The following is a 25,519-nucleotide window of genomic DNA, read 5'->3' as shown; positions in this document are numbered from 1 at the left end:
ATCTATTTCACTTTAAAATAATACTATCAACATTAATTTCTATGCGACCTAAGGAATTCATGGCATTAATCAGACTCACTTTGCTAAAACTCCCCAAATCCTCAATGGCAATAGGACACGATCTAACCTCTCCTTTCTCCAGCAAAAACTGCCTCATCACTCCATTGAGCAAATAAGTATCCGGAGTCCACCAGTCCGAACCATCATATAATACCAGATTTGCATAGTAGGTGTCGGTAACTTTACCATTTTTCACAATGATAATATCATCCGCTTCACCTCTCTTCTCATACAATTTAGTCAATTCGTTGCGATCCTCGAATTTGTGTGAATATTCAATCGAGTTTCCCTGCACTAATTTCAAGGAATGGATTTCTGGTTTTCTGTATTTAACGAACTCCACCTCTACAGAATCCGCATCATAAACTACGCGACATTTGTGCTGATCATGATCTGGGATTACTGGCAGCAATTGACTCAAATCATGTGAAGGAAATTCAGAAAAATAGGCAGAAAAAGTTTGATTCAAGCGTGCCTGATGCCCCTCTAGCAACTGTGGTTTTCCGTCGATGTAATTAATACTTTCAATAAATCGGTACATAGACTTTATCAATCATTTCCTGATATTCGGAAGCCACATCGCTAAGCGCATGTATGCCTCCTCCACTTTTATACACCCAGTTTCCATTCTGGTTTTCAATAAAACGAATCATTACTCCGCTGTCAAAATTCTTTCCATCGAAGTAACCCATGACTCCCGTGTAATAGCCTCTTTCATACCCTTCAACCTGTTGTATAATTTCCAAAGTTTCAGGTTTTGGCGCGCCGCTAATCGACCCAGCAGGTAAAAGAGAAAAAATAATATCTCCCAACTTATTCAAATAACCATCTTCCAACTTCCCCGTGATTTTGGAACTCGCTTGAAGCAGATGCTTGTGATTGGTTTTGATTTCGTCGATGTATCTAAACTTTTCAACCGTAACATTTCGCGCATAGATACTCATGTCATTGCGAATCAAATCTACAATTGTCGCATGCTCAGCCATCTCCTTTTCACTATTGAGTAATTGCTCTCTTGCATTGGGCAGGTCTGCGTCTATGGTTCCCTTCATCGGATAAGAAGCCAATACTCCATCATTGATCTGAATGAAAATTTCTGGTGAGAAGACCACAAATTTATCTTTGAACCACAGTCGATACCGAGCATTGCTATGATAAAAAACTTCTTTCAATGAACCTCCTCCCCTTACAGGAGTCGGACATGTCAGATTAAGCAAATAGCTATTACCCTGCTTGATCTGATTGAGTGCAAATTCGAATTTTCTCTGATATTCATCAAACGCCAATGGAGATTTCTCAAGTGGGATCGATTGGTGGTTCACCTGGTCGCCGGAGGCATTTCCATGTCCATTGATTTGGAATAGAACTTCGTCGCTTTTTATCTCTGAATTTGGAAGAATATGATTTTGTTCTCCTTTAAAGTCTGAAATAAATAAGAAAGGAGATCCTTGACTTGCCAAATCATTGATTTTGGCAATGGCTTCTGATCTATTGAGCATCAATCTTAGATTTATTGCCAGTCATTCGGTACCAGGTCCGCTTCACAAATGACCAAAAGAAGGAAAATTGACCAAACAAGAAACCATAAATCAAGAGAATAAGGAAATAGACCGGAAGAATGAATATGTAGTATAGAATGGTAAATAAGGTCTCATAATCTGAAGAGTTGGTTATTAATGCCATGATGGGGCGCTTCAAAAACATGACAGTAAACCCTGTGCAGGCAAAAACGATCAAAACAACGATCACCTGCCATAAACTATCAAGTTGCCATCTCTTCTTCAAACGATCCAGCATTCCCATCTACTGTAATTTATCTATGAATTTATCTCTACTTTTTACTTTGGCACTTTTCTTATCTAGAACTAAATACTGTTCCCAAAAATCATTTTGAGGCACACCTGCCAAAACCTTAATCGGCTCCTTTTTGATTGGGTGAATAAAATCCAGAGAACGCGCGTGTAGATTGATACTGGCATCCGGATTGGGTTTCGAAAAACCATATTTCACATCCCCACGTATCGGACATCCCATGCTGGCCAGTTGGACACGAATCTGATGTGGTCTTCCGGTCAAAGGTTGAACTTCCAGCATATAATGGTCGTTCAGATGGCCCATCACACGATATTTCAACTCTGCCTTTTGTGCTCCATCTACTGGCTCATCAAATGCCTCCGTCTTGTTCTTAGCACTATCTTTCTTCAGCCAATGAACCAGTTTCCCTTCCTTCTCTGGCGGTCTTCTTTTGACTATCGCCCAATAAGTCTTCTTGATCTTACGATCTTTGAATAGCTTACTCATTCTCTCAAGTCCCTTAGAGGTCCTACCCATCACGACCAATCCACTTACGGGTCGATCCAAACGATGTACAGGTCCAAGAAAAACGGCTCCCGGTTTCTCATATTTTTCTTTGATATAGTCCTTGCATAGGTCGACCAATGGTTTATCACCTGTTTTGTCTCCCTGTACCAGTATACCCGGTGCCTTGTCCACAATCAGCAAATGATTGTCTTCGTAAACGGAAATGAAAGCTTTTGACATGTCGCAAAGTAAGCGAAAATTAGTGTATCTCTGAGAGCTTAGTTCCTCATTATTATTCGTTTTGAAAGAGTTGAATGGTATAATCCAACAATTGAGTACTCCCAACCTCCCCATGGCCCGGTATCACCCACACGATATCAGGAAATTGGCTCTGAATATTCTTAATGCTATTAGGCCAATTGGCAACATCTGCATCACCTAAATACCCCTTTCCTGCTCCGTCAGATTTCACCAGACATCCGCCAAACAAAACCCGATCTGCAGAATAATAAACCACTACATTATCAGCTGTATGTCCAGGTCCTGGATCATAAACCTTGATGGTATCTTGCCCAATAGTAAAATCCATGCCGCCACCAAATGAGCTCAGAGGCAACACCTCAACAGAGTCCGCACGAGCCAATTGATAAGTCTCAGCTTCCGCCATGGAAGGAATCCCATTTTTATGAAAAACACCCAAGCCAGCCAGGCAATCTGAATGAAAATGTGTAGGCACAATGAGTCTAGTACTTACTTGCAGACTATCCTGGAGCCATGAAACCAATTCTGAAGAACCCTCAGGCGTAGCAGGAGTATCAAACACATAGGCTTGCTTATCTTTCATCACGATCATTCCATTGCATTCTACCTTGCCAAAATCCTGTGTTGACAAATAAGAAATATATTGATAGCAATGAGGAGAGATTTGGCGAATGATCAAGTTTTCTGATTGGTACTTTTCTTCCCATTCAGGTTTAGCAGTTGAAATTTCTTTTTGTTCAGTCACCTGAGTACTACAAGCATACAGAGCCAAACAAAACAAGCTTAGCAGGAGGGTTCTTATCATATCCGGACATAAAAAAAAAGCGAAGAGCAACTAAGGCCCCCCGCTATCATCACTATATCAATTTATCTTAAATTCTAACTCAAACCTAACTTACGATTCAACTTCGCAAAGAATAGGTACATAACAGGAACGATGACAAGGGTCAAAAAGGTTGCAAAAGTTAACCCAAAAATAATCGTCCATGACATAGGACCCCAGAAGGCCACATTGTCACCTCCTAAATAGAAGTCCGGATCAAAACTAGAAAAGAACTTGATGAAATCAATGTTTAATCCGACCGCTAGTGGAATTAATCCCAGAATTGTCGTGATTGCTGTTAACAATACCGGACGAAGACGGGTTTTACCTGCCTCTACGATGGCATGTACGATATCATCCATTTCTAATTTATCTACTCCTTTTTCTACTCTCTTACGGTTTCTGATCAGCTCTATAAAGTCGATCAACACAATCGCATTGTTCACCACAATACCCGCTAGTGAGATAATACCAATCATGGTCATAATCACCACAAAGTTCATTTGAAAAATCACTAGTCCAAGGAATACTCCAATAGTACTCAAAACCACTGAAGTCATAATGATGAATGGAGTAGTTACTTTATTGAACTGAGAAACGATAATCAAGAAGATCAGAAATACTGCGATCAAAAGTGCCTTACTCAAGAAAGCCATTTCTTCCGCTTGCTTCTCCTGCTCACCACCGAATCGGTATTCATATCCAGCAGGCATATCAAAGTCAGTCAGCAATCGCTTGATCTGCTCATTGATCTCAGTAGCATTGGCATCCGTCTCTACGTTAGAACTAATGGTGATCACTCGGTTTAAATCCTTTCTTCTGATCGAACCATAGGTAGAACTAAGTTCTGCTTTGGCTACTGAAGAGATCGGAACAGAAACAATTTTACCATTAGACTGATTTCGATACACAATACTTTTGTTCATCAAAGCATCCAGGTCATAACGATACTTTTCATCGAGACGAAGTTGGATTTCATAGTCATCCTCTCCTTCCTTGTATTTCGAAATTTCCTTGCCAAAAAGTGCTGTCCTCACCTCCATCGCGATGGATTGGGTAGACAATCCAAATCGACGGGCCTTTTCTCTATCTATATCGACAATCAGCTCTGGTTTACCCGTTTCCAGATTTGACTTCAACTTTTCGATCCCCTCAATTCCAGATTTATTGATGAAACTTTTCATCTGCTCAGAGATTTCGATTAAAGTCTCAAAATCCTCTCCGATTACTTCAATACTAATCGGCTTTCCTGTTGGAGGTCCATTTTGCTCTTGGTCCACGGTGATAGCTACACCAGGATAGCCGTCTAATTTAGACCTGATCGAATCCATGATCGTAACAGTCGAAACCCCATTTCTCTCCTTGAATTCCACAAAGTTGACAGTGATTCTTGCCTTATTCGGTGTCTCACCTTGTCCAAATGATGACTGATCCATAGGATCCGATGCTCCTGCCCCTACATTGGCAATGACAGACTCTACGATCTCCTGATAAGGATCGATGATCTCGAAGACTTCATTTTCGATTCTCTCCGTAAATCTATTGGTAGACTCGACATCCGTCCCAACCGGAAATTCTATGAAGATGTTTACATACTTAGGATTCGTCTTTGGGAAGAACTCTATTTTTGGAGGGAACACATTCATCAGTCCAATAGACATGAACAGCAACACTACCGTTCCCCAAAAGAATAAATAAGGCCGCTTTCCAACTAGAGCAAAATCAAGCGTTTTGCTATATAGATCCTCCAACCAGGGTAGAAAAACACTTTGGAATTTCCTCGACAAGGGAACCAAAACAAATACGTTCAGCAAAGTGATAAGTCCAAGGCTTAGCGAAAGCATTCCCAATGCATTGACATTAGCTAATAACAAGGCTACACCTATGAAAAAGGCTATACCGAAATAACTAAAAATTTTCTTTTTATTCACCTTTTCTCCCCCATCCAATTTCATGAACACGGCTATGAGCACGGGGTTAATAACCAAAGCAACGAACAAGGATGAGCCAAGCGTTACCATCAAAGTGATCGGTAAGAATTTCATAAAATCCCCCATCAAACCTGGCCAAAAAGCCAGAGGTAAGAAAGCTGCCAAGGTAGTCGCTGTAGAAGCAATAATCGGCAGTGCCACTTCTCCTACACCACGTTTGGCTGCTTCATAGGAGTTAAAACCTTCCTCTCTCAAACGATAAACGTTCTCCACTACCACGATACCATTGTCCACCAACATACCTAGCGCCATGATCAAGGAGAAAAGCACCATCATATTGATAGACACACCGAACATCCCCAAAATCATGAAAGACATAAACATAGACAAAGGAATCGCTACCCCTACGAACAGGGCATTTCTGGTTCCAAGGAAAAACAGTAGTACCAATACTACCAGCAATACCCCTGAGATAATGTTGTTCTCCAAACTGCTCACCATGTCTCTGGTCTGCTGAGACTGGTCATTGGTAATGGTTACCTCTAAGCCTTCAGGAAATCGATTGGCTTTGAAATCTTCCAGAATATCATTGATCTTATCAGTGGCAATCAACAGGTTCTCACCGCTTCTCTTCACTACATCCATCATCACTACAGGCTGGCGCCTCAATCGAGCATAGCTTTGTTTCTCTTTATAGTCAAACTCTACATTCGCTATATCTCCGAGGTAAACAATATTGCCAGCCTCCTGCTTCACCACTACTTCCAGCAATTGTTTAGGATTATCAAATTCTCCTACCACTCGAATGGATCTTCTGATATCTCCTTCTTTTAGGTTGCCACCAGATAGCGTAATATTCTCCGCACGAATGGCATTTTCTATATCAGAAAAATTGACCAAACGGGCTTCCATTTGATAAGGATCCACATTGATGCGTACCTCCTTTTCGTCCACTCCACGAATCTCCACTTTGGATATTTCGATGATTTTTTCAATCTCATCTTCCAGATCCTCCGCATAGTCATTCAACTCCTCGATACTGAAATCACCCGAAAGGTTGATATTCAGTACAGGGAATTCGGCGAAATTCATTTCGAACACGTTAGGATCACTTTCCAGATCAGAAGGCAATTCTTGCTTTGCCCGATCCACTGCGTCCTTTACTTTAGTCAAAGCCTCCTCGATTTCCGTATCAGAAGTAAACTCCACTATAATGGTGGAGTAATCCTGTACGGATGTAGAGCGAATCTCATCCACCTCTGCGATGGTGTTCAATTCTTTCTCTAGAGGTCTTGTAATCAGGTTTTCCATATCCACAGGTGAGTTACCTGGATGTGGGGTTCCCACATAGACCACCGGTTGGTGTATCTCAGGAAAACTTTCCTTGGGGAGATTGATATAAGTCGATATCCCCATTAATATGATCAAAGCAGTCAACACGAATACCGTCGTGCGGTTATTGAGCGACAAAGTGGTCAACCCAAACTGCTTCTCAGTTTTAATATCCTCTTGTATGCTATTTTCAGCCATGATTGGATGATGATTTGAGTTTGTTATTTAGCAGCTACTGCTGTTTCCTTGCTGTCTTCGATGCTTACTATCACGCCCTCAGACAAGTCACGGTATCCCTTCAGGGCTACTGATTGACCTGTTGATAGACCCGAAACTATTTCTGTTTCGTTGTTGAAAGACAAACCAGTTTCGATGTGACTTTTCTTAGCCACTAATTCTTCCCCTTGCTTTTCTACCACGTAGATGAATTGACCAATTTTATCTGACTGAATCAATTTGGTTGGCACCTTGATCGCCTTTTCATTGACATAGTCTTTCAGACTTAAAACCACAACTTGATTGGGCTTAGCAGGGAAGTCCAATTTTGGCAACTTCACTTCCATGTTGAAAGTTCTGTTCTGATCGTTGATAACCTGACCCACAGATGTAACAGTCGATTCTAGTCTTTGATCCTGAGCTGGGAAATAAACATCTACTTTATCTCCTTGCTTGAATTTGCCAATGAATCTCTCCGAGACATCCGCACTGATGTGTATATCATCAGGGTTTACAATTCTTACCATTGGCATACCAGGCTGAGCCATTTCTCCAACTTTGGCATCTACCTTATCTATACTTCCTGAAAAAGGCGCCTTCACTCTAGATTGGCTCAATTGCGATTGTGCAGTAGCCAATTTACGTTCGAGTGACTCCTTATTATTCTTCGCCTCCAGGTATTGAATTTCAGTCCCAATATTTTGCTTCCAAAGGTTCTCTTGTTTTTCAGCAACTACCGTCGCGAGTTCCAAAGAAGTTCTTAGTTCTGCGATGTTATTTCTGATGATGTCATTGTCCAGTGTAAATAGCAATTGGCCCTTGCTCACTTTTTGTCCTTCCTTGACATTGACGGACTCAATTTTCCCCATAATCTGTGGACTCACCGTCACGTTGGTTCTAGACTCTACTCCACCTCGTACATCTATTTTATGTTCGAAATATTTCGGCTTGATCTCCAAAGCTGTAATCAGCACCTTATTAATGGCCTTTTTCCCATATTCTGGGTCTTCTTTCTTGATTTCATCTTCTAGCGTAGCGACTTCAGATTTCAGCTCGCTGATCTCTGTTTTCAACTCCTCGACTTTCGCCTTCTTTTTTTCTAATTCTCCATCGCAGGCTCCTAGTACCACGGCAAGAGTTATGATCGATATGTATGTTCTCATTTTGATCGGTGTTTCAGTTTAATTCTTTCTATTAGAGCAGTACTCCGTACGCTTTTTGTAATTCTACTTTTGAAATCAATGCATCATAAACAGCATTGTAATAATTGGTTTGAGCCTGTTTGTAATCGCGATCTGCTTCGATCACTTCTATATTCGACCCTACCCCTTCTTCATATTTGGTTTTAGCCACATCATATACCTCTCGTGCCAATTCCATATTCTCTTTTTGCGCCTCTATGTTATCAATCTGCTTTTCGTAGCTGGCAGTGGCTTGCTGTATTTCTATATCTATGTTTTGTTCCAACAATTCAAATTGATTATTCAGTTGCTCAGCCTTCAATTTTCGCTGCTGAACCTGACGAGTCTTCTTTAATCCATCGAAAATTGGCATAGATAGCTGTAATCCTACTACTCCTACGTTAGACCAGGGATTGGTGAAAACATCCCCTACTGCTAAGGCTCCTGTATTCCTTCCATAATTCGCATATGCATTAATAGCAGGTATATAGCGTGCATTTATGTTTTTGATATCCAGCTCATTGAGCTCCTTATTAATATTCAATTGAGAATACTCAATTCTTTGGTTATAATCGAAATCATCTACTTTTTGATAATCGAAAAACTTCACAGACGAAAGTTCATCAGTCAGCTCCACACTCGCTTTGGTATCCAAGCCCATTTGAAATTTCAAAATAGATCTACTGAGATCTAAAACTGCATGATAATTATCCTTTTCAACTTTCAGATTATTGTATTGCACTTTGACTCTATTGACATCAATTTTTTCAGCCATCCCATTTTCATATAGCAGCTCTGTATCTCTGAGCAATGAATCTACTCTGGCAAAATTGCTTTCAATCAATTCCAATCTTTCCTGATTAACCAAAACGCCATAATAGGCTTTTGAAACAGCTTCTGCCACATCTATATTAGTTTTAATGTGATCCTTTTTCGACAATTCCTTGAATGTCTTTGCGGCTTTCAACCCTACGAAAAATGAACCGTCAAAAATCATCTGAGTTGCGGACAACCTAAAAGAACTTGTATAAGGGACTCCTAACCCAAAACCTATTACATCAGATTCCAAATTGGGCGGTGGTGGGAAGAAGCTATCAGCGGTATCTAAGAATACTTGCTGGATAGCATAATTGTAGTTCAAATCTGCATTCAGATTCACTTGTGGTAAACCATCCGAAATGATTTCATCTACTTGCCTATCCGCAACCTCCACTTCTAAACTTGCATTCTTTACATTTTGGTTGTTAATCAAGGCATATTCAATCGCTTCTTCTAAAGAAAAGCTCGTTTTGTCTTGCGCCCTTCCCATCTGAGAGAGGGACAGCATTAGGCATAATACTGTTAGTATTCGTTTATATATTCTCATTGTTTATTGAGTTGTGCAGTTCTTCGTAATATTCTATTCCTTTTATGGTCATCATTCCTCTTAAAAAGTGATCCATCAGCGCCAATTGAACCTCTACAAAATCCCATTCGTGCTGAGGAAAAATGGTTTGATTAAAAGTCAGCTCTATGGTTTCGATCCTGTAGATGGCCATCATCTCTTCGTTGACATCACTTCTAAAGTAACCTTCCTTTTTCCCTCTCCTGATCACCTCCAATACAGTCTTTTTTATGAAATCATTTTTAAACTCTAGCCATTTAGTCCATGCTTCAGGATGAAACTTTTGAAGATCAAACAACATAGAAGGATTGATCTTCTTCATATTTCGTTTGATGCAAGTCGACAGATTAACCAATTCCAAAACCGCATTGTTAGATTTCTCTAAAACACCGGTAAACTCATTGATCTCCCGCTCTATGTGCCTCATCACTCCATGAGTCACCATCTCATCTTTGTCTTTAAAATATTGATAGATGGTCTTTTTGGAGATAGACAGCTCACGTGCGATATCATCCATGGAGACACTCCTGATCCCGAACCTATGAAACAGCTCGTAGGCTGTTTGACTAATCTTTTCTACTAAATCACTCATAATTGACCGCAAAGAAACTCAGGAAACTTTTAACATCCTAATCGTTTCCTCGGTTTCTACGCAACACCAAGCCAAAGGATTCATGGTTTACATAATTTTTTCATTAAACTTGAAAATGTCCGTTGAACTATACCCACATCCATCAGGTGCCCAGCTTGAATACCAGACTTTTGGTAGGGGTAAAAATTATTTGATTTGCTTCCACGGGTTTGCACAAGACGGAAACAGCTTCAAGTTCCTTGAAGATCAACTAGAAGGGCAGTATACAATCATAGCAGTTCGGTTATTTTATCATGGTTCGAGTTCAAGAGCTGATAACGTACAGATGTACTTAAAGATTCCGGAATGGAAAGAAATTTTCTCAGACTTCCTTTCTTTTCTGAAAATCGAGCAATTTTCCATCCTGGCCTACTCCATGGGTGGACGATTTGCGATCAGCACCTTTTACTCTTTTTCGAATCAAATAGATCATCTCATCTTAGGAGCAGCAGATGGAATCATCAGGAGGTTTTGGTATGAATTTGCCACCTTCCCAGTTGGCCTCAGACAATTGTTTCACTACCTGATGATTAATCCTAAACCATTTTTCGCAGTGCTTCATTTTCTTAGTAGCATAAAAGTAATGAACAAGTCTGTCATCAAGTTTGCAACGACTCAGCTGCAGAAAAAAGAACAACGATTGCTGGTCTATCAAACATGGGTAGCCTTCAAACATTTTAGAGTTCCACAAGCAGAATTGATTGAGTTACTCAATGATTCTACATGCCAATCCCTTATCATCTTTGGCAAAAAAGACCGAATCATCGACCCCAAAGCACACACCGCCTTCCTCTCCGGTCTTACCCACAGCGAGGTTCATGTACTGGATCATGGCCACAACAAATTGTTGGAGTATGCTGATGAAGTCATCGTCTCTGCATTGAAAGGCTAATCCTTTCAGAACATCATAGGGACATACACCTTACTATCACCAACTACTATCGTACCATCAGACAAGTGTATTCCTGCCAAAAGTCATTTACACCCAAGCATCCCTTGATCAAGAAGGCGCTATAACCTAATTTCGCCCCCACATTTTTTAGATGTTCACATCAACCTATAATCAAGCTCAATGCACAATCAACTGACGCTATCCACGCTCAAAAACCACCACGATCTGAACAGTACGCCCAAAGGGCTAATCCACATCTCCCCGAACATTACTTACATCGATGCTATACTAGGCAAAATCGGTAAGTACATCGAGGAGGATTTTTATGTCAACTCTGCCGAAAATACAGGACAAAATGCGAGTATTATCCACTACGATGGTGAAAACTACACTTTGGATTATTCTGGATTTGCCTATCCCCACTTTGGTGTAATTCAAACCATCAAGAGATTGTTAAAACCTCGCTACAGTTTCTTTTTGTATCAACCGCTACTTAGCCAGAATATATATGCCCTATTGATAGTGAAGAATACAGAGCTGGAATCCTTCATTAGCAAAGATGGTTTTTGGTTTGATCAGCACTTTGCCCGATTGGAAGATGGGTTTGATGGATTTTCACAACTCAACAAAAACACTCCATTACCAACCACTGAACCTGAAGCCAGAGCTCGGTACCAGGCCAGGCAAGAGCAAAGCAACCCGACTGACAGCAAAACACCAGAGAAGAAAAAGTCTAAATACCCCTTCTGGAGTGCTTTGGGTTTTGCAGACCCCGTACCTGCCGGAGACAATGACGACCCGGCTTACGACTTTGCCCGAAGAGAATACAATAAAAAACATACGCACAATGGTATGCCTGTGGCAATTGTCTTGTTGTTGCTATTAGCAATAGCAGCATGTGGCTCTTACATGTACTACATATTTAGTGTAGGAGATGGGTCCTGGGCACATAAAATGCGCAGTTGGGACAATTGGAAATCAGAAAGCGCTTTATTCCAGTCGGATGTACCTACCCAAATAGAGGAAGCGAGCTTAGAACAATATGTCGGAAAAATGATCGCTGTGAAAGGCGGTAGTTTTGAAATGGGTAGCGAGGATGAAAAATTAAGATATGCCATTCCTGTTCACACCGTCACGCTCCCAGATTTTAAAATCATGGAAACAGAAGTAACCTTTGAGCAATGGCAAGCATGTGTTGCTGATGGGGCCTGTACCAACCAACCCTCTGACGAAGGATGGGGCAAACAGCAGCATCCGGTCATCAACATCTCTTACAATGACATAGTTGATGAATACATCCCCTGGCTGTATCAAAAAACCGGCTATCAGTTTGAGCTACCCAGCGAAGCACAATGGGAGTATGCTGCCCGAGGGGGAACTACCTCCGATTTTGTCTTTGGAGAAGACATAAGCTGCGAGGACGCCAATTGGGGGCATTATGGAAATCACCGCTCATACTATGACAAGTACTGTGGAGGTAACAAGGCAGACCGAAAAACAATGCCTGTCAAAAGCTATGGACCCAATGCATACGGACTCTATGACATGTATGGTAACGTGGGTGAAATGGTCAACGATCTCTATCATGACAGCTACGCGGGTGCTCCTGCAGACGGTAGCGCCTGGGAGGCACCTTCTGCGGGAGAAATTGAAAATGTCGATTATCATTCGATAGATGTGGTTTTGCGTGGAGGCGATTATTCCTCTTCCTATCATATGATGAAAGCCGCATCACGATCAGAAATTCGCAATTCGAAGGGAAACAACAGAAGTGGTTTTCGACTCGTGCTAAAAAACTAATCTATAACCATCGATACCCCAAGAACAACCCGATCAAAAGCACTATTAATAATGAGTAAAAAGACCAACGAGAACAAGAGCAGCTTTTGGGACAACTTTCATTGGACCCCTCCGGGCAAGCCGATACCTCCTGGAGAAAATGACGATCCCCTGCAGGACTATATGCGCAGGGAGTACAACAAAAAATACACCATGAACGGGATCAACCTCAAGGTGATCTTGCTGTTTTTAAGTCCTATATTTCTGCTCTTTGTCTACTGGGGAATAACCAGCTATTTCAATAATCAGGAGGAAGAAAACCTTAAATGGAGCAATTGGGCCAGACGCAACATGAGCTTCCTCATGGATGCTCCCGAAAAAATCAGTGAGGATGCCCTGACTCAAGTAATAGGAAATCTAGTAGATATCTCTGCCGGATCTTTCGATATGGGAGTAGATAGCCTAAAAATAAAGCGATACACGCACAGTCCAAAAATTCGAGTCGATGTCCCTGGATTTAAAATCATGGAAGCAGAAGTGACCTTCGACCAATGGGCAGCATGTGTACAAGCAGGAGGCTGTCTGGCGATGCCCGACGACAACAACTGGGGCCAGGGACAGCGGCCCGTGATCAATGTCACCTACCACGAAATTCAGGAGCAATTCATCCCCTGGCTGTATGAAACGACAGGCTACCAGTTTTCGCTCCCGAGTGAAGCACAGTGGGAATATGCCGCCACTGTAGGTGGTCAAACCCTCTATGTCACTGGAGATACGCTAACTTGCGAAGAAGCTAACTGGGGACATTATGGCAATCACAGATCCCACTATGGCCCCTACTGTGGTAGCGCAAAAGAAAATCAAAAAACAACGGAGGTAAAAAGCTACGCGCCCAATGCCTGGGGACTGTACGACATGGTGGGCAATGTACAGGAGATATGTCAGGATGATCATTTCGATGATTATACCAAAACCCCAGGAGATGGTACTCCACTGGACCTAAACCTCGGAAATATGGGAGCCAAGGTGATCAGAGGCGCATCATACCAACACACTTTTGTGGATGCAGCCAACAACGTGAGGGAATACATACTGCTCAACAAAGGAAGTGAACGCGTCGGCTTCCGACTGGTCCTAAACGAGCCTGAGGGCAACTAGCATACGATTACGCCCCAAAAGGCCATATCTGCACCATCAAAAAACTAAGGCATGTTTTGGATCATGTAAAAAACGTCTTCGAATGGCGCATGATTCACCCTCATGAACTATCATCCAGTAATCCGATTACTCGAAGTAATATGATTACTTAGCTGGCAGACCTTGCTATTATTAGCCTTTCCATTCCTACATGGATGTAAGTCCTTTTATTCCAAACTATCCATCCAATCCCAAAGCCGCTCAACCCATGATTGCAAATGACCTTGTCCTATGGCTAGCGAAAACCCATGCCCTCCTGTTGGGTAAATATGTATTTCTGAATAAACCCCTTCCCTCTGCAAGGCCTGATAAAATAGTATGCTATTCTCTACAGGCACAGATTTATCATCAGAGGAATGAAGGATAAAAGTAGGAGGAGTATTTTTATTCACATATAACTCATTAGAGTATAAATCAATAAACTCCTGCTTCGGTTTTTCACCTATCAAGTTGTTTCTTGAACCTCCGTGAGTAGTGGGGGCTTTCATCGTGATCACTGGGTATATCAAGACCATAAAATCTGGACGTGCACTCAGTGAATCTACCGTATTCGATTTTTCACCTTGATCGTAATGAGTCCCCAAAGTGGAAGCGAGATGACCACCTGCAGAAAACCCCATAACTCCGATTTGGTCTTTGGATACATTCCATTTTTCAGCGTTTTGCCTCACCAGCCTTATCGCTCTTTGCGCATCATGCAATGGCGCATTGTATCCCGAAATCACATCCTTTGATTTTGGCAATCTGTATTTTAAAACAAACGCCGCAATCCCTTTAGAATTCAAATATTTTGCGATGTCCGTCCCTTCCCAATCATAGGCCAAACCGCGATACCCACCTCCTGGACATATCACCACTGCCCTTCCTGTGGCATTTTTTTTTGTTGGCAGATAGATTTCAAGAGTGGGCTTCTGAACCTTCTCAATCCATACTATATCGCCATTTTCTCGTGTTTCAGTTTCATTAGTTTCCTGATCGTTCGGGATCCCTTCAGGCCAGAGAGGTATGATTTCTTGACTAAAACAAGTACTTACAGTCAATAAAAAACAAAGGGTAAAGAATAGAAATTTAGTCATTGCAATGTATTTAAGGTTTTAAGCGCCTGTGTCAATATCCTCGGGCGCTGGTAATTTAAAGTTTTCGGAAATATAGTAAACAGGTTGCTCCAAGTCAATCCTGTCCATGTAACCCGATTACTCACCCAACATAGACAGCCTTTCTGAATTTGATTGAAACTTGCAGGCTAAGATTTGAAAGAGCGGGATTCAACTGGATTAAAATACAGCAGGTAATCGGTAGAAATGCACAGCACAAGCTACAAGCTTGCGCCAGCAGGGAGTGGGCAGATTCACGATAAAATATCAGATAGATAGTTTGGCTATTTGCTATGTCGCCAGTTGGGGAGTTTTTTAGCCGCTTATGTTTCTATTATTCTAGAGGGTGACCTAATAAATGATCTAAGGAATCTCTGGACTTGTTTACTGCAGAATTCCAGAAAATGGTTGTTATCCCATATAGGAAACTGATCAATCCAAGTGACCCCCAAAGTTCGTTCGGGTTGGAAAGAATGGCTAAAAAAGTACCCACGATCATTAGTATAGAAAATATCTTCGTTATCAAGTGAAGTGACATCTTGATAGTTATTGATGTTCCTTTTTCATTCTCAACAATAGTTCCGTCAATTATAGGATTCCAATTATGGTGCATCCCTTTTCTTATTTTTCTCTGAATTCGGAAGCTGCTATCAAATACCTCTCCCCTGAAAATAGCAGGGTTATTTATTTCAAAAAACTTTTCATAAGATGTTAAGGACCTCAAGCGAGAAATTATTTCACTCTTCTTATCCTTCGTTAAAAGTTCGTATTTCAGATATGGAATAAAATAAATTGACATCAACTATGCGATCCTACTAATTCTCCACAACGCAAAGCTAAAATCCGTAGGCTTGGACTTTATTAATTTCTTTAAAAGTATCTGATTCAAATGCCCTTTGCAAATGGCTCATAAGCCTATGGATTTTTAGCGACTGTTATCATTATTTTCAACGTTCCACAGGTATCCGATCTCAATAAGAGAGTCAAGAGCTTTTGATTCACCGAGTTCGCCAGCCAGTAGTTGATAAGTTGAACTAAGACTGGTTGTATCTCCTAAATAATAGTTGTACAAATAGTCCATGTACAAGCTTTTGTTGTTTTCACGTTCGGTCGCCATCACATCCGCCAAAACAGAATCGCCAAGAACAATTGCTAAACTCAATTTTCGTAGACTCAACCAGTTGCCTTTTTGGTGAGTTTCTGGGATGTCGTACAAAGAATAGAGTGCTTCTAAAGTATCTCCAATTGTTAATGCTTGTTCATAGGCTCTCATTGCTCTATTGGCCTGATGTCGTTCATCAGAAAAAGCATCATATTTGGAATTCATACGAAGCATGTTAATTACTTTTTCGCTATACCAAAGGTTGTCGGTGTAATGATAGAAGTCTGTCAAACTTGGCTTGTTGTTAAGTGATTCAATTCGGTATTTGAAGAAATCATAAACTCCTTCAAATGTCATAAGTAAAATAAGCTCGGAGTAAGTATCATAGTGATCTAATCTCAAGAATGAAACCTGTCCTTGATCCGAGTTCACGCGATGAACAATGCTCAAATTGCCAGTTTTTATTGTCATTCTCAGATCCTTCTCAAAAATGTGGTTCAAAACACTTTGTTGAGTTTTATTCACACGGTTGGATACTCTTTCCTTGAAAGCTTCATTATTCCATGCGTTATTAATAACTGCAAAATCGAAACCGTTGATACTGTTAATCAACTCGTTCGAAAATGATTCGATATCAGTCTTTTGTTCGGGTGTTAGCTCTTTAGGTTTTGTCTTCTTGGTTTCAGAGCAACCAAAGAGGAAAAATAGAACGATAGCAGTGATGTTTAATCTATGCATGAATTAATGATAACATTAGGTAACTACAATGCACTATATCTACATTACATCCAGTGCACTATGTACCCGATTGTTGTCGTTTATAAACGTTTAAAAAAATATTTCTCTTTCTTGAATATTTGCCATGAGAAGAAGGCCTCTACCCCACTTGGTTCTACCAAACTAATGTAACTACAGCAAACATCCCAGCCACTATACCGATTCATCTAAAAAGTAATCTGATTACTAGACCCACTAGTCCACTTTCTTCAGGATTGACTCATATAGCTGCCAACTTCAATCAGGATTGATCCCAAAACAGTCAACCCTATTCAGGACGAAAGGTCCCAAACCTCCAACTGCTACACCAAAAGTCCCAACTGTAACGCTCCAACCCCCAACTGCAACGGTCAAAGTTCCAACTGTAACGGTGAAAAATGGAAATGTAACGCCCGGAAGCCCAACTGTAACGCCAAAAGTTCCAACTGTAACGCCCGAACCTCCAACTGTAACGCCCGAACCTCCAACTGTAACGCCCAAAAGTCCAACTGTAAAGCTGAAAAATGGAAATGTAACGGGCAAAGTTCCAACTGCAACGGTCAAAAGTCCAACTGCAACGCCCCACCCCCCAACTACAACGGGCGAATGAATACCTCCGCCCGTATCAACTGGGCAAACAAGGTTAGAACTACACGATACGCCGATTTCTCATCTATCTTCCCTACCCCCTCCCAATAATCCCATACAAGCCCTCATTATTTCCTAAATCCTTCTATTTTTGCGGCTTAATAAAGTCCTTCCATAGATGATTTCAATTTTTAAGAAAAATGACAGCACCTACTACCTGGTAGGTTCACAATCTTCACTTTCCTCTACCGACATAGAAAAGCTCGTTTGGCTCTTTGGCAATGCCAGCCATTTGGAGCAGGAATCTATTTCTGGCTCCTTTATAGGTCCAAGAAAAGAGATGCTGACCCCATGGAGTACCAATGCGGTTGAAATCACGCAAAACATGGGGATCGAGGGGATCTTCAGAATAGAAGAATTCAGCACCGAGGGACATTTTGATCCTATGCTGAATCAAAAGTACGACTCCCTCGACCAGTCTACATTTACGATCGACAAGGCACCAGAAGAAATTTTGGAAATCGAAGACATTGCCGCTTATAACCAACAGGAAGGATTGGCGCTAAGCGACGAAGAGGTTGAGTACCTCGAGCAGGTAGCCAAAGACCTGGGAAGAAAATTAACAGACAGTGAGGTGTTCGGGTTCTCGCAAGTCAACTCCGAGCACTGCCGCCACAAAATATTCAACGGTAAGTTCATCATCGATGGCGAGGAGAAAGAAGAATCTCTCTTCAAGATGATCAAGAAGACCTCAGAAGCCTCTCCTGGGATGATCGAATCTGCCTACAAAGACAACGTGGCTTTCATCAAAGGGCCAGTCGTTCAGCAATTCGCTCCTAAGTCACAAAACAAACCTGACTATTTCGAAACGAAGGATTTCGAATCTGTGATTTCCCTGAAAGCAGAAACACACAACTTCCCTACCACAGTCGAGCCATTCAATGGAGCAGCTACAGGTACAGGCGGAGAGATCCGAGACCGTATGGCAGGCGGCCAGGGAAGTATCCCTCTAGCGGGTACAGCAGTCTATATGACTAGCTATCCAAGACTAGACGGCAAGAAGCCCTGGGAGAATAAAATTGAGCCACGACAATGGTTGTACCAGACCCCATTAGAAATCTTGATCAAAGCCTCCAATGGAGCTAGCGATTTCGGTAACAAATTTGGTCAGCCAGTAATATGCGGTAGCGTATTGACCTTCGAACATGAAGAGAATGGAGAATCTTTAGGATTCGACAAAGTGATCATGATGGCAGGTGGTGTAGGCTATGGCAAAAAAGAAAGCGCACTGAAGAAGCCTGTTACCAAAGGTGACAAAATCGTAATCATGGGTGGTGACAACTACCGAATCGGTATGGGTGGTAGTGCCGTTTCCTCTGTTACTACAGGAGAATTCGCCAATGCCATTGAGCTGAATGCGATCCAACGTTCGAATCCTGAGATGCAAAAACGTGTATCGAACGCCATCCGCGCCATGGTAGAGGGAGACAACAATCCGATCCACTCCGTACACGATCATGGAGCCGGCGGTCACCTCAACTGTCTATCGGAGTTGGTCGAGGACTCGGGAGGAAACATCGACATCAACAAACTCCCCGTAGGTGACCCTACCCTATCAGACAAAGAAATCATCGGAAACGAATCTCAGGAAAGAATGGGATTGGCCCTTCCAGAGTCAGCCATTGCCGAACTGAAAGAAATCTCCGAACGAGAAAGAGCCCCTTTCTTCGAGGTAGGTGAAGCCACCGGAGACATGCACTTCAAAGTAGGTAGAAGTGATGCAAAAAAATCTGCAGTAGATTGGGGACTATCCAAAATGTTTGGTTCCTCTCCGAAAACTATCCTGGAAGATAAGAGCCTGAATAAAAAATATGTGGCTGTCAGCAGCAATCCAGCCGAGTTCGAAGCTGACCTTAAGGCATTGCTACAATTAGAAGCGGTGGCTTGTAAAGATTGGTTGACCAACAAAGTCGACCGCTCTGTAACAGGACGCGTAGCGACTCAGCAAACCTGTGGAGAGATTCAGTTGCCTTTAAACAATGTGGCAGTAATGGCCATGGATTTTGCCAGCAACAAAGGTATCGCCACCTCTATCGGACATGCGCCTATAGCAGCCATTTGCGACCCTGAAAAAGGTTCTGAACTAGCTATTACTAAGGCATTGACCAATCTTGTTTTTACTCCGCTGTCTCATGGATTCGAGGGAATATCCCTAAGTGCCAACTGGATGTGGCCTACCAAGACAGATGGTGAGAAAGCAAGACTTTATCAGGCAGTAAAAGCGGTTAGCGACTATGCCATTGCATTAGGCATCAATATACCTACGGGAAAGGACTCCCTATCCATGACGCAGAAGTATCCTGACGGTAAGACGGTGGACTCTCCTGGTACGGTTATTATATCCACAGTAGGTGAAGTAAGCGACATCAATCAAACGATCTCTCCGGACATCAAAAAAGTAGCCGGAAGTAAATTGATCTATATCCCATTATCGGATGGCGCATTTTCGTTGGATGGCTCTAGTTATGCCCAAACCAAAAATGCATTGGGCAACGCCCCAGCTGCCTCTCCTAAGGCAGAAACTTTCAAAAAGACATTTGCTGCAGTACAAGAACTGATTAAAACCGGAAAAGTATTGGCAGGGCATGATGTTTCTGCGGGTGGTTTGATCACCACATTGCTAGAAATGCACTTCCCTACTACAGACACTGGTGCATCTATCGACCTGAGTGCTTTCGATACCTCAGGGAATCAAGTCCTATTTAGCGAAAGCCCGGCTATCGTATTGCAAGTGGCCGATACAGCTTCACTTGAAGCTTCAGATTTGAGCTACCAGGAAATTGGAAGCATCAACATGGATAGGTCTTTCTCTATCACGTCAAAAGATGTGAACGGAAGCTATGACATTGACGAGCTCAGAGATGTATGGATGAGTACTTCTCACCTACTGGACACACATCAAACAGAAAAATCACAAGCAGACTCAAGGTTTGCATCTTATAAGACACAACCTCTAAAGTTCAGCTTCCCTGCTGGCTTTGAAGGGTCAATTAAAGGACTGAACCTTGATCAGCATAGATCAGCGCCATCTGGAGTAAAAGCGGCCATCATTCGCGAAAAAGGCGTGAATGGTGATCGTGAAATGGCCTATGCACTTCATTTAGCTGGATTTGACGTAAAGGATGTTCACATGACGGACTTGATGTCCGGTCGAGATGACCTGTCGGACGTCAACATGATCGTATTCGTAGGAGGCTTCTCTAACTCAGATGTCTTGGGATCTGCCAAAGGCTGGGCTGGAGCTTTCCAATTCAACGATAAAGCAAACAAAGCCTTAAAAGACTTCTACGCAAGACCCTACACCATGAGTCTTGGAGTTTGTAATGGATGTCAGTTGATGATGGAGTTGGGATTGATTTTCCCTGAAAAGAAAGAGCACCCTAAAATGCAGCATAACCTTTCAGGAAAATTCGAATCAACATTCCTTTCCGTCAACATTCCAGAAAATGATTCCATCATGCTGCAAAGCCTCGCAGGCAGTAGCTTAGGGATTGCCGTGGCGCATGGCGAAGGTAAGTTTGACCTACCTGAATCGGAGGACAGCTACAACGTCTGTATGAAGTACAATTACAGTGCGTATCCTGGTAATCCTAACGGGTCTGACTATGATGTAGCAGGCGTATATTCCAAAGATGGCCGTCATCTCGCGATGATGCCTCACCTGGAGCGTTCGCTGTTCTCATGGAACTGGGCTCATTATCCGGAAGAAAGAAATGACGAAATCACTCCATGGATTCAAGCCTTTGTTAACGCAAAGAATTGGATATCAGGGCAGAAGTAAAAAAAGTGAAAAAAATCACTTAAAATACTCATCAAAAGTTTGATTTAGTGGAGCAAAATTCTAATTTTGTACTCCCAAATCAATGGGGCATCAAAATGGTCTATGGTGTAACTGGCAACACGTCTGGTTTTGGTCCAGAAGAGTCTAGGTTCGAGCCCTAGTAGACCAGCAAAAAAATCCCGGCTCATGGTCGGGATTTTTTTTTAATACTAAACACCAAAAAAATGTCATCACAAGTCAAACTCTTTGCAGGTCTAGGCTCAGATGCCCTTGCGCAACAAATCGCAAAGCATTACGGTCAGCCGCTAGGTAAGTCTACTTCTAGAAAATTTAGCGACGGAGAGCTTTCTTACAGTTTTGACGAGTCGATCAGAGGTTGTGACGTTTTCCTTATCCAATCGACTAATGGCCCTTCTGACAACATCATCGAGCTTTTGTTAATGATCGATGCAGCTAAGAGAGCCAGCGCCAAAACCATCAACCTGGTAGTACCCTACTACGGTTATGCAAGACAAGACAGAAAAGACAAGCCTAGAGTATCGATTGCTGCCAAACTGATGGCCAATTTGGTACAAGCAGCTGGAGCAACTCGATTGATGACATGTGATTTGCATGCAGATCAGATTCAAGGCTTCTTTGACATCCCAGTAGATCACTTGATAGCTGGTTTGATATTCGTTCCATACATCAACAATTTGGGATTGAACGATATTATCTTTGCAGCGCCGGATGTAGGATCTACCAAACGCGTAAGAGAATTTGCTAAATTCTTTAAAGCAGAAATGGTAGTCTGTGACAAACACAGAAAAAGAGCGAACGAAATAGCATCTATGCAGGTCATAGGTGATGTAACAGGAAAGAACGTAATCCTGGTTGACGACATTATAGATACAGCAGGGACTCTAACCAAAGCGGCTAACCTTTTGAAAGAAAAAGGAGCTAAATCAGTAAGAGCCTTCTGTACACACCCGATTCTATCAGGAGAAGCCTACAACAATGTAGACAACTCAGAGTTAGAAGAATTGGTAGTAACTGACAGTATTCCTCTTAAGGGAAGTTCTGACAAAATTCATGTGGCTAGTATGGCTCCTCTATTTGCAGATGCAATCAAGAGAATCCACGGTCACGAATCGATAAGTACATTATTTACAAATTAATATATCATTATGAAAACGATTGAGATTATAGGGTATAAAAGAGCAAATCTCGGCAAAGCAGACTCCAAAAAATTACGCAATGAAGGAATGATTCCTTGTGTAATCTATGGTGGTGACGAGCAAATTCACTTTTATGCACCAGCCATTCTTTTTAGAGAATTGGTTTACACTTCAGAAGCACACTTTGTAAAAGTGAATGTGGAAGGACAAGAGTACGATGCAATCATGCAGGACATTCAGTTTCACCCAGTAAGTGAAACTATCTTGCACGTTGACTTCCTACAATGGTTCGCAGGATCTACTATCAAAATGGACATCCCAGTTCATATCACTGGTCTATCACCAGCGGTACAATCAGGAGGTACTTTGATCGTTAAGAGAAGAACATTGAAAGTGAAATCTCTACCTAAAAACATGCCTGAGCACATTGATGTTAGCATCAACAAGCTTGAGTTTGGTAAAGCGGTAAAGGTGGGTGACCTTTCACCAGAAAACTTTGAAATCATGGATGCACCACAATCATCGATTGCTGTAGCTGAGATTCCAAGAGCACTAAGAGGTAAATCAGCGACTGAATTGAATGCTGGTGAGGAGGAAGAAGCTGCAGAAGCAGAAGCTTAATCTTACTTTTTAGTTAAAGAATTAAATCCTGTTCTAAATTAGAACAGGATTTTTTTTGATCTTTTCTTTGTACCCCTATTACGTAAATTCAATAACAGCTGAATTAAAATGAAGTATCTAATTGTAGGATTGGGCAACATAGGGCCAGAATATGAGCTAACCCGGCACAACATAGGCTTTCTGGTTTTAGATAAATTAGCAGATGATCAGGGAGTCCAATTTGAGCACCTCAAATTAGCCAACAAGACAGAGTTCAAACACAAAGGCCGATCTATCCATATGATCAAACCTACCACCTACATGAACCTAAGTGGTAAGGCTGTCAACTACTGGATGAATGAATTAAAGATAGCCAAAGAGAATGTACTGGTGATCGTTGATGATATTGCCCTACCCTTCGGAAGCCTCCGACTGAGAACAAAGGGAAGTAGTGCAGGACATAATGGACTAAAGAACATAGAAGAACTCACAGGAGGCAACAACTATAGCCGCATCAAATTCGGAGTTGGAAACGATTTTCATAAAGGACGTCAGGCCGAATATGTCCTATCTAATTTCCCCAAACAGGAAATGGAAGAACTCCCTTTCATCATGAACAAAGCCTGCGATATGATACTCTCCTTTTGCACTATAGGCGCACCCAGAACCATGAGCCAATACAACGACTAAGTACAACTACTTACGTGTTTTTTCGCAATTAATTAGATTCTTAAAATAAAATATTAAAAAAGTCTTATTTAAGAGTTGACAATGTGAAATTAACGACATACTTTCATGGTCTTAAATCAAAACTTATTACCAATGAAAATTTTGAAAAAAGCACATTTATTAGTTATTGCCTTTGTTTTATCTCTAGCTGCAGTTTCTTGCAGTCCTAAAAGCTCAGAATCGACTACTGAGGAAGTAGCAGAAGAAGCTACTGAAGTAGTAGAAGAAGTAGTAGAAGAAATGGACAGCACAGTTATGGAAATGGACTCTGTAGCAACTGAAGTTATGGATAGCGTTTCTGCTGAAGTTGATAGCGTAACTGCAGAATAATTGCTTAAAAATTTTATTACGTCGTACGACTAGATCAGAAAGGGCATTCACTTGGATGCCCTTTCTTGTTTACAAAATAATTAACGCCCCGACAAGCCTAAAATCCTAAATTTTATTAGTAGTTTTGCCCTCTCATTTTAGAATGAGCGTAGATTGCGTTTGTTCATAATCAATTGAATTTGAATGATTCTAAATATTTCTCAGAGAATATTCAATACGGGTTCCAATCCAAAAAAAATTAGCGAATGAAATTATCCGAATTTAAATTTGACCTGCCACCAGGGCTACTAGCTCTATATCCAACCGAAAATCGTGACGAATCCAGAATGATGGTAGTCCACAAAGACTCGGGTAAAATAGAGCACAAGATTTTCAAGGATTTTATCGAGTATTTTGATGAGGGTGATAGTGTTATCATCAATGACACTAAAGTGTTCCCAGCCAGACTTTATGGTAACAAGGAAAAGACTGGAGCTAAGATTGAAGTCTTTCTATTAAGAGAACTCAACAAAGAATTGCACCTATGGGATGTGTTGGTAGATCCAGCTAGAAAAATCCGTGTAGGCAATAAATTGTACTTCGGCGAGGGAGACCTGGTTGCTGAGGTAATTGACAATACTACTTCCAGAGGTAGAACCATCCGATTCCTTTTTGATGGAACAGATGAAGAATTCTATAAAACTATCGATGAGTTAGGTGAAACTCCCCTACCGAAAGAAATCGCTAGAAAAACAGAAGAAGAAGACAGAGAGCGTTTCCAAACGATCTACGCAGACAAAATCGGAGCTGTAGCAGCACCGACTGCCGGTATTCACTTCACTATGCAGGTATTGAAGAGATTAGAGTTACAGGGAGTTGATGTAAGCCCTATCACTTTGCATTTAGGTCTTGGTACTTTCAGACCTGTAGATGTAGAGGATTTGACTAAACACAAAATGGACTCAGAGAACTTCATCGTTCCTGAACCAACTGCGGAAATAGTTAATAAGGTACTAGATGAAAAGAAAAATGTATGTGCAGTGGGAACTACGGTGCTTAGAGCACTAGAATCTTCTGTATCTGCCAATGATCGTTTGAAACCAAACGAAGGATGGACTGACAAATTCATCTTCCCTCCTTACGAAACTAAAATAGTGAAGTCATTATTGACCAACTTCCACCTTCCAGAATCTACGCTGCTAATGAACGCAGCAGCTTTTGGAGGCTATGAGTTGATCATGGACGCCTATCAGGAGGCCATCAAAGAAAAATATCGATTCTTCAGTTATGGTGACGCCATGCTGATTATCTAAAGAACTTGCTCCGATTCTAATCGGAGCATTTTTTTTGACCTT

Annotated in this window: 21 protein-coding genes and 1 tRNA gene; 10 read left to right on the top strand and 12 right to left on the bottom strand. The window is 41.6% G+C overall.

Annotated features, from left to right (window positions below):
- Positions 1–7: 7 nt before the first annotated feature.
- The 9 genes from N7U62_RS03080 to N7U62_RS03040 form a co-directional block, all read right to left on the bottom strand.
- Positions 8–601 (bottom strand): aminotransferase class IV, encoded by a 594-nt coding sequence (locus tag N7U62_RS03080; protein ID WP_264136411.1) that lies wholly within the window; start codon positions 599–601, stop codon positions 8–10.
- Positions 585–1,559, bottom strand: coding sequence for an aminodeoxychorismate synthase component I (locus tag N7U62_RS03075; protein ID WP_264136410.1), 975 nt, complete (start codon positions 1,557–1,559; stop codon positions 585–587). The genes N7U62_RS03080 and N7U62_RS03075 overlap by 17 nt, the downstream gene beginning before the upstream one ends.
- Positions 1,549–1,863 (bottom strand): DUF6787 family protein, encoded by a 315-nt coding sequence (locus N7U62_RS03070; RefSeq protein WP_264136409.1) that lies wholly within the window; start codon positions 1,861–1,863, stop codon positions 1,549–1,551. The genes N7U62_RS03075 and N7U62_RS03070 overlap by 11 nt, the downstream gene beginning before the upstream one ends.
- On the bottom strand, positions 1,864–2,601 hold the full coding sequence (locus tag N7U62_RS03065; RefSeq protein WP_264136408.1) for an RluA family pseudouridine synthase: 738 nt from the start codon (positions 2,599–2,601) through the stop codon (positions 1,864–1,866).
- A gap of 52 nt (positions 2,602–2,653) precedes the next feature.
- Positions 2,654–3,427, bottom strand: a complete 774-nt coding sequence (bla, locus tag N7U62_RS03060; RefSeq protein ID WP_264136407.1) for a subclass B1 metallo-beta-lactamase — start codon at positions 3,425–3,427, stop codon at positions 2,654–2,656.
- Between the two features lie 74 nt (positions 3,428–3,501).
- Entirely contained in the window at positions 3,502–6,906 is a 3,405-nt protein-coding gene (locus N7U62_RS03055) for an efflux RND transporter permease subunit (protein WP_264136406.1), read from the bottom strand.
- 23 nt (positions 6,907–6,929) lie between these two features.
- A complete protein-coding gene (locus tag N7U62_RS03050; protein WP_264136405.1) occupies positions 6,930–8,087 on the bottom strand; it encodes an efflux RND transporter periplasmic adaptor subunit in 1,158 nt (385 codons plus the stop codon).
- Positions 8,088–8,118: 31 nt separating this feature from the next.
- Positions 8,119–9,471 (bottom strand): TolC family protein, encoded by a 1,353-nt coding sequence (locus N7U62_RS03045; protein ID WP_264136404.1) that lies wholly within the window; start codon positions 9,469–9,471, stop codon positions 8,119–8,121.
- Positions 9,458–10,081 (bottom strand): TetR/AcrR family transcriptional regulator, encoded by a 624-nt coding sequence (locus N7U62_RS03040; RefSeq protein ID WP_264136403.1) that lies wholly within the window; start codon positions 10,079–10,081, stop codon positions 9,458–9,460. Before N7U62_RS03040 ends, N7U62_RS03045 begins: the two co-directional genes overlap by 14 nt.
- 115 nt (positions 10,082–10,196) lie before the next feature.
- Here N7U62_RS03040 and N7U62_RS03035 point away from each other — a divergent pair, with 115 nt between their 5' ends.
- From N7U62_RS03035 to N7U62_RS03025, 3 genes are all read left to right on the top strand, one after another.
- Positions 10,197–11,012, top strand: a complete 816-nt coding sequence (locus tag N7U62_RS03035; RefSeq protein WP_264136402.1) for an alpha/beta fold hydrolase — start codon at positions 10,197–10,199, stop codon at positions 11,010–11,012.
- 180 nt (positions 11,013–11,192) lie between these two features.
- Positions 11,193–12,812, top strand: coding sequence for a formylglycine-generating enzyme family protein (locus N7U62_RS03030; RefSeq protein ID WP_264136401.1), 1,620 nt, complete (start codon positions 11,193–11,195; stop codon positions 12,810–12,812).
- Positions 12,813–12,863: 51 nt separating this feature from the next.
- Positions 12,864–13,949 (top strand): formylglycine-generating enzyme family protein, encoded by a 1,086-nt coding sequence (locus N7U62_RS03025; protein WP_264136400.1) that lies wholly within the window; start codon positions 12,864–12,866, stop codon positions 13,947–13,949.
- Positions 13,950–14,155: 206 nt separating this feature from the next.
- Here the strand turns inward: N7U62_RS03025 and N7U62_RS03020 are convergent, their stop codons facing one another.
- From N7U62_RS03020 to N7U62_RS03010, 3 genes are all read right to left on the bottom strand, one after another.
- Complete coding sequence (locus N7U62_RS03020) at positions 14,156–15,064, bottom strand: alpha/beta hydrolase (protein WP_264136399.1); 909 nt, start codon at positions 15,062–15,064, stop codon at positions 14,156–14,158.
- Positions 15,065–16,007: 943 nt separating this feature from the next.
- Positions 16,008–16,922 carry a hypothetical protein gene (locus N7U62_RS03015; protein WP_264136398.1) on the bottom strand — a complete coding sequence of 305 codons (915 nt, stop codon included), beginning with the start codon at positions 16,920–16,922 and terminating at the stop codon, positions 16,008–16,010.
- 276 nt (positions 16,923–17,198) lie between these two features.
- Positions 17,199–17,483, bottom strand: coding sequence for a hypothetical protein (locus N7U62_RS03010; protein WP_264136397.1), 285 nt, complete (start codon positions 17,481–17,483; stop codon positions 17,199–17,201).
- A 223-nt stretch (positions 17,484–17,706) separates the two neighbouring features.
- Between N7U62_RS03010 and purL the strand changes: the two genes are divergently transcribed.
- From purL to queA, 7 genes are all read left to right on the top strand, one after another.
- On the top strand, positions 17,707–21,369 hold the full coding sequence (gene purL / locus N7U62_RS03005; protein WP_264136396.1) for a phosphoribosylformylglycinamidine synthase: 3,663 nt from the start codon (positions 17,707–17,709) through the stop codon (positions 21,367–21,369).
- A 96-nt stretch (positions 21,370–21,465) separates the two neighbouring features.
- Positions 21,466–21,538: transfer RNA gene (locus tag N7U62_RS03000), tRNA-Gln, on the top strand.
- A 55-nt stretch (positions 21,539–21,593) separates the two neighbouring features.
- Positions 21,594–22,526, top strand: coding sequence for a ribose-phosphate pyrophosphokinase (locus tag N7U62_RS02995; protein ID WP_264136395.1), 933 nt, complete (start codon positions 21,594–21,596; stop codon positions 22,524–22,526).
- Between the two features lie 9 nt (positions 22,527–22,535).
- Complete coding sequence (locus tag N7U62_RS02990) at positions 22,536–23,147, top strand: 50S ribosomal protein L25/general stress protein Ctc (RefSeq protein ID WP_264136394.1); 612 nt, start codon at positions 22,536–22,538, stop codon at positions 23,145–23,147.
- Between the two features lie 108 nt (positions 23,148–23,255).
- Positions 23,256–23,816 (top strand): aminoacyl-tRNA hydrolase, encoded by a 561-nt coding sequence (pth, locus tag N7U62_RS02985; RefSeq protein WP_264136393.1) that lies wholly within the window; start codon positions 23,256–23,258, stop codon positions 23,814–23,816.
- A 132-nt stretch (positions 23,817–23,948) separates the two neighbouring features.
- The gene (locus N7U62_RS02980) at positions 23,949–24,185 is read left to right on the top strand and encodes a hypothetical protein (RefSeq protein ID WP_264136392.1); all 237 of its coding nucleotides are present in this window, start codon (positions 23,949–23,951) and stop codon (positions 24,183–24,185) included.
- Positions 24,186–24,430: 245 nt separating this feature from the next.
- Positions 24,431–25,477, top strand: coding sequence for a tRNA preQ1(34) S-adenosylmethionine ribosyltransferase-isomerase QueA (gene queA / locus N7U62_RS02975; protein ID WP_264136391.1), 1,047 nt, complete (start codon positions 24,431–24,433; stop codon positions 25,475–25,477).
- Positions 25,478–25,519: the final 42 nt, after the last annotated feature.

It is taken from the genome of Reichenbachiella ulvae (genome assembly GCF_025833875.1).
GTDB lineage: Bacteria > Bacteroidota > Bacteroidia > Cytophagales > Cyclobacteriaceae > Reichenbachiella > Reichenbachiella ulvae.
The sequence above is the reverse complement of the archived record's forward strand: the minus strand, read 5'-3'. Positions and strand labels throughout refer to the sequence as shown.

Coding starts and splice junctions, on each gene's coding strand:
- N7U62_RS03080 (WP_264136411.1), bottom strand. CDS start 601: ATGTACCGATTTATTGAAAGTATTAATTACATCGACGGAAAACCACAG.
- N7U62_RS03075 (WP_264136410.1), bottom strand. CDS start 1,559: ATGCTCAATAGATCAGAAGCCATTGCCAAAATCAATGATTTGGCAAGT.
- N7U62_RS03070 (WP_264136409.1), bottom strand. CDS start 1,863: ATGGGAATGCTGGATCGTTTGAAGAAGAGATGGCAACTTGATAGTTTA.
- N7U62_RS03065 (WP_264136408.1), bottom strand. CDS start 2,601: ATGTCAAAAGCTTTCATTTCCGTTTACGAAGACAATCATTTGCTGATT.
- bla (WP_264136407.1), bottom strand. CDS start 3,427: ATGATAAGAACCCTCCTGCTAAGCTTGTTTTGTTTGGCTCTGTATGCT.
- N7U62_RS03055 (WP_264136406.1), bottom strand. CDS start 6,906: ATGGCTGAAAATAGCATACAAGAGGATATTAAAACTGAGAAGCAGTTT.
- N7U62_RS03050 (WP_264136405.1), bottom strand. CDS start 8,087: ATGAGAACATACATATCGATCATAACTCTTGCCGTGGTACTAGGAGCC.
- N7U62_RS03045 (WP_264136404.1), bottom strand. CDS start 9,471: ATGAGAATATATAAACGAATACTAACAGTATTATGCCTAATGCTGTCC.
- N7U62_RS03040 (WP_264136403.1), bottom strand. CDS start 10,081: ATGAGTGATTTAGTAGAAAAGATTAGTCAAACAGCCTACGAGCTGTTT.
- N7U62_RS03035 (WP_264136402.1), top strand. CDS start 10,197: ATGTCCGTTGAACTATACCCACATCCATCAGGTGCCCAGCTTGAATAC.
- N7U62_RS03030 (WP_264136401.1), top strand. CDS start 11,193: ATGCACAATCAACTGACGCTATCCACGCTCAAAAACCACCACGATCTG.
- N7U62_RS03025 (WP_264136400.1), top strand. CDS start 12,864: ATGAGTAAAAAGACCAACGAGAACAAGAGCAGCTTTTGGGACAACTTT.
- N7U62_RS03020 (WP_264136399.1), bottom strand. CDS start 15,064: ATGACTAAATTTCTATTCTTTACCCTTTGTTTTTTATTGACTGTAAGT.
- N7U62_RS03015 (WP_264136398.1), bottom strand. CDS start 16,922: ATGCATAGATTAAACATCACTGCTATCGTTCTATTTTTCCTCTTTGGT.
- purL (WP_264136396.1), top strand. CDS start 17,707: ATGATTTCAATTTTTAAGAAAAATGACAGCACCTACTACCTGGTAGGT.
- N7U62_RS02995 (WP_264136395.1), top strand. CDS start 21,594: ATGTCATCACAAGTCAAACTCTTTGCAGGTCTAGGCTCAGATGCCCTT.
- N7U62_RS02990 (WP_264136394.1), top strand. CDS start 22,536: ATGAAAACGATTGAGATTATAGGGTATAAAAGAGCAAATCTCGGCAAA.
- pth (WP_264136393.1), top strand. CDS start 23,256: ATGAAGTATCTAATTGTAGGATTGGGCAACATAGGGCCAGAATATGAG.
- N7U62_RS02980 (WP_264136392.1), top strand. CDS start 23,949: ATGAAAATTTTGAAAAAAGCACATTTATTAGTTATTGCCTTTGTTTTA.
- queA (WP_264136391.1), top strand. CDS start 24,431: ATGAAATTATCCGAATTTAAATTTGACCTGCCACCAGGGCTACTAGCT.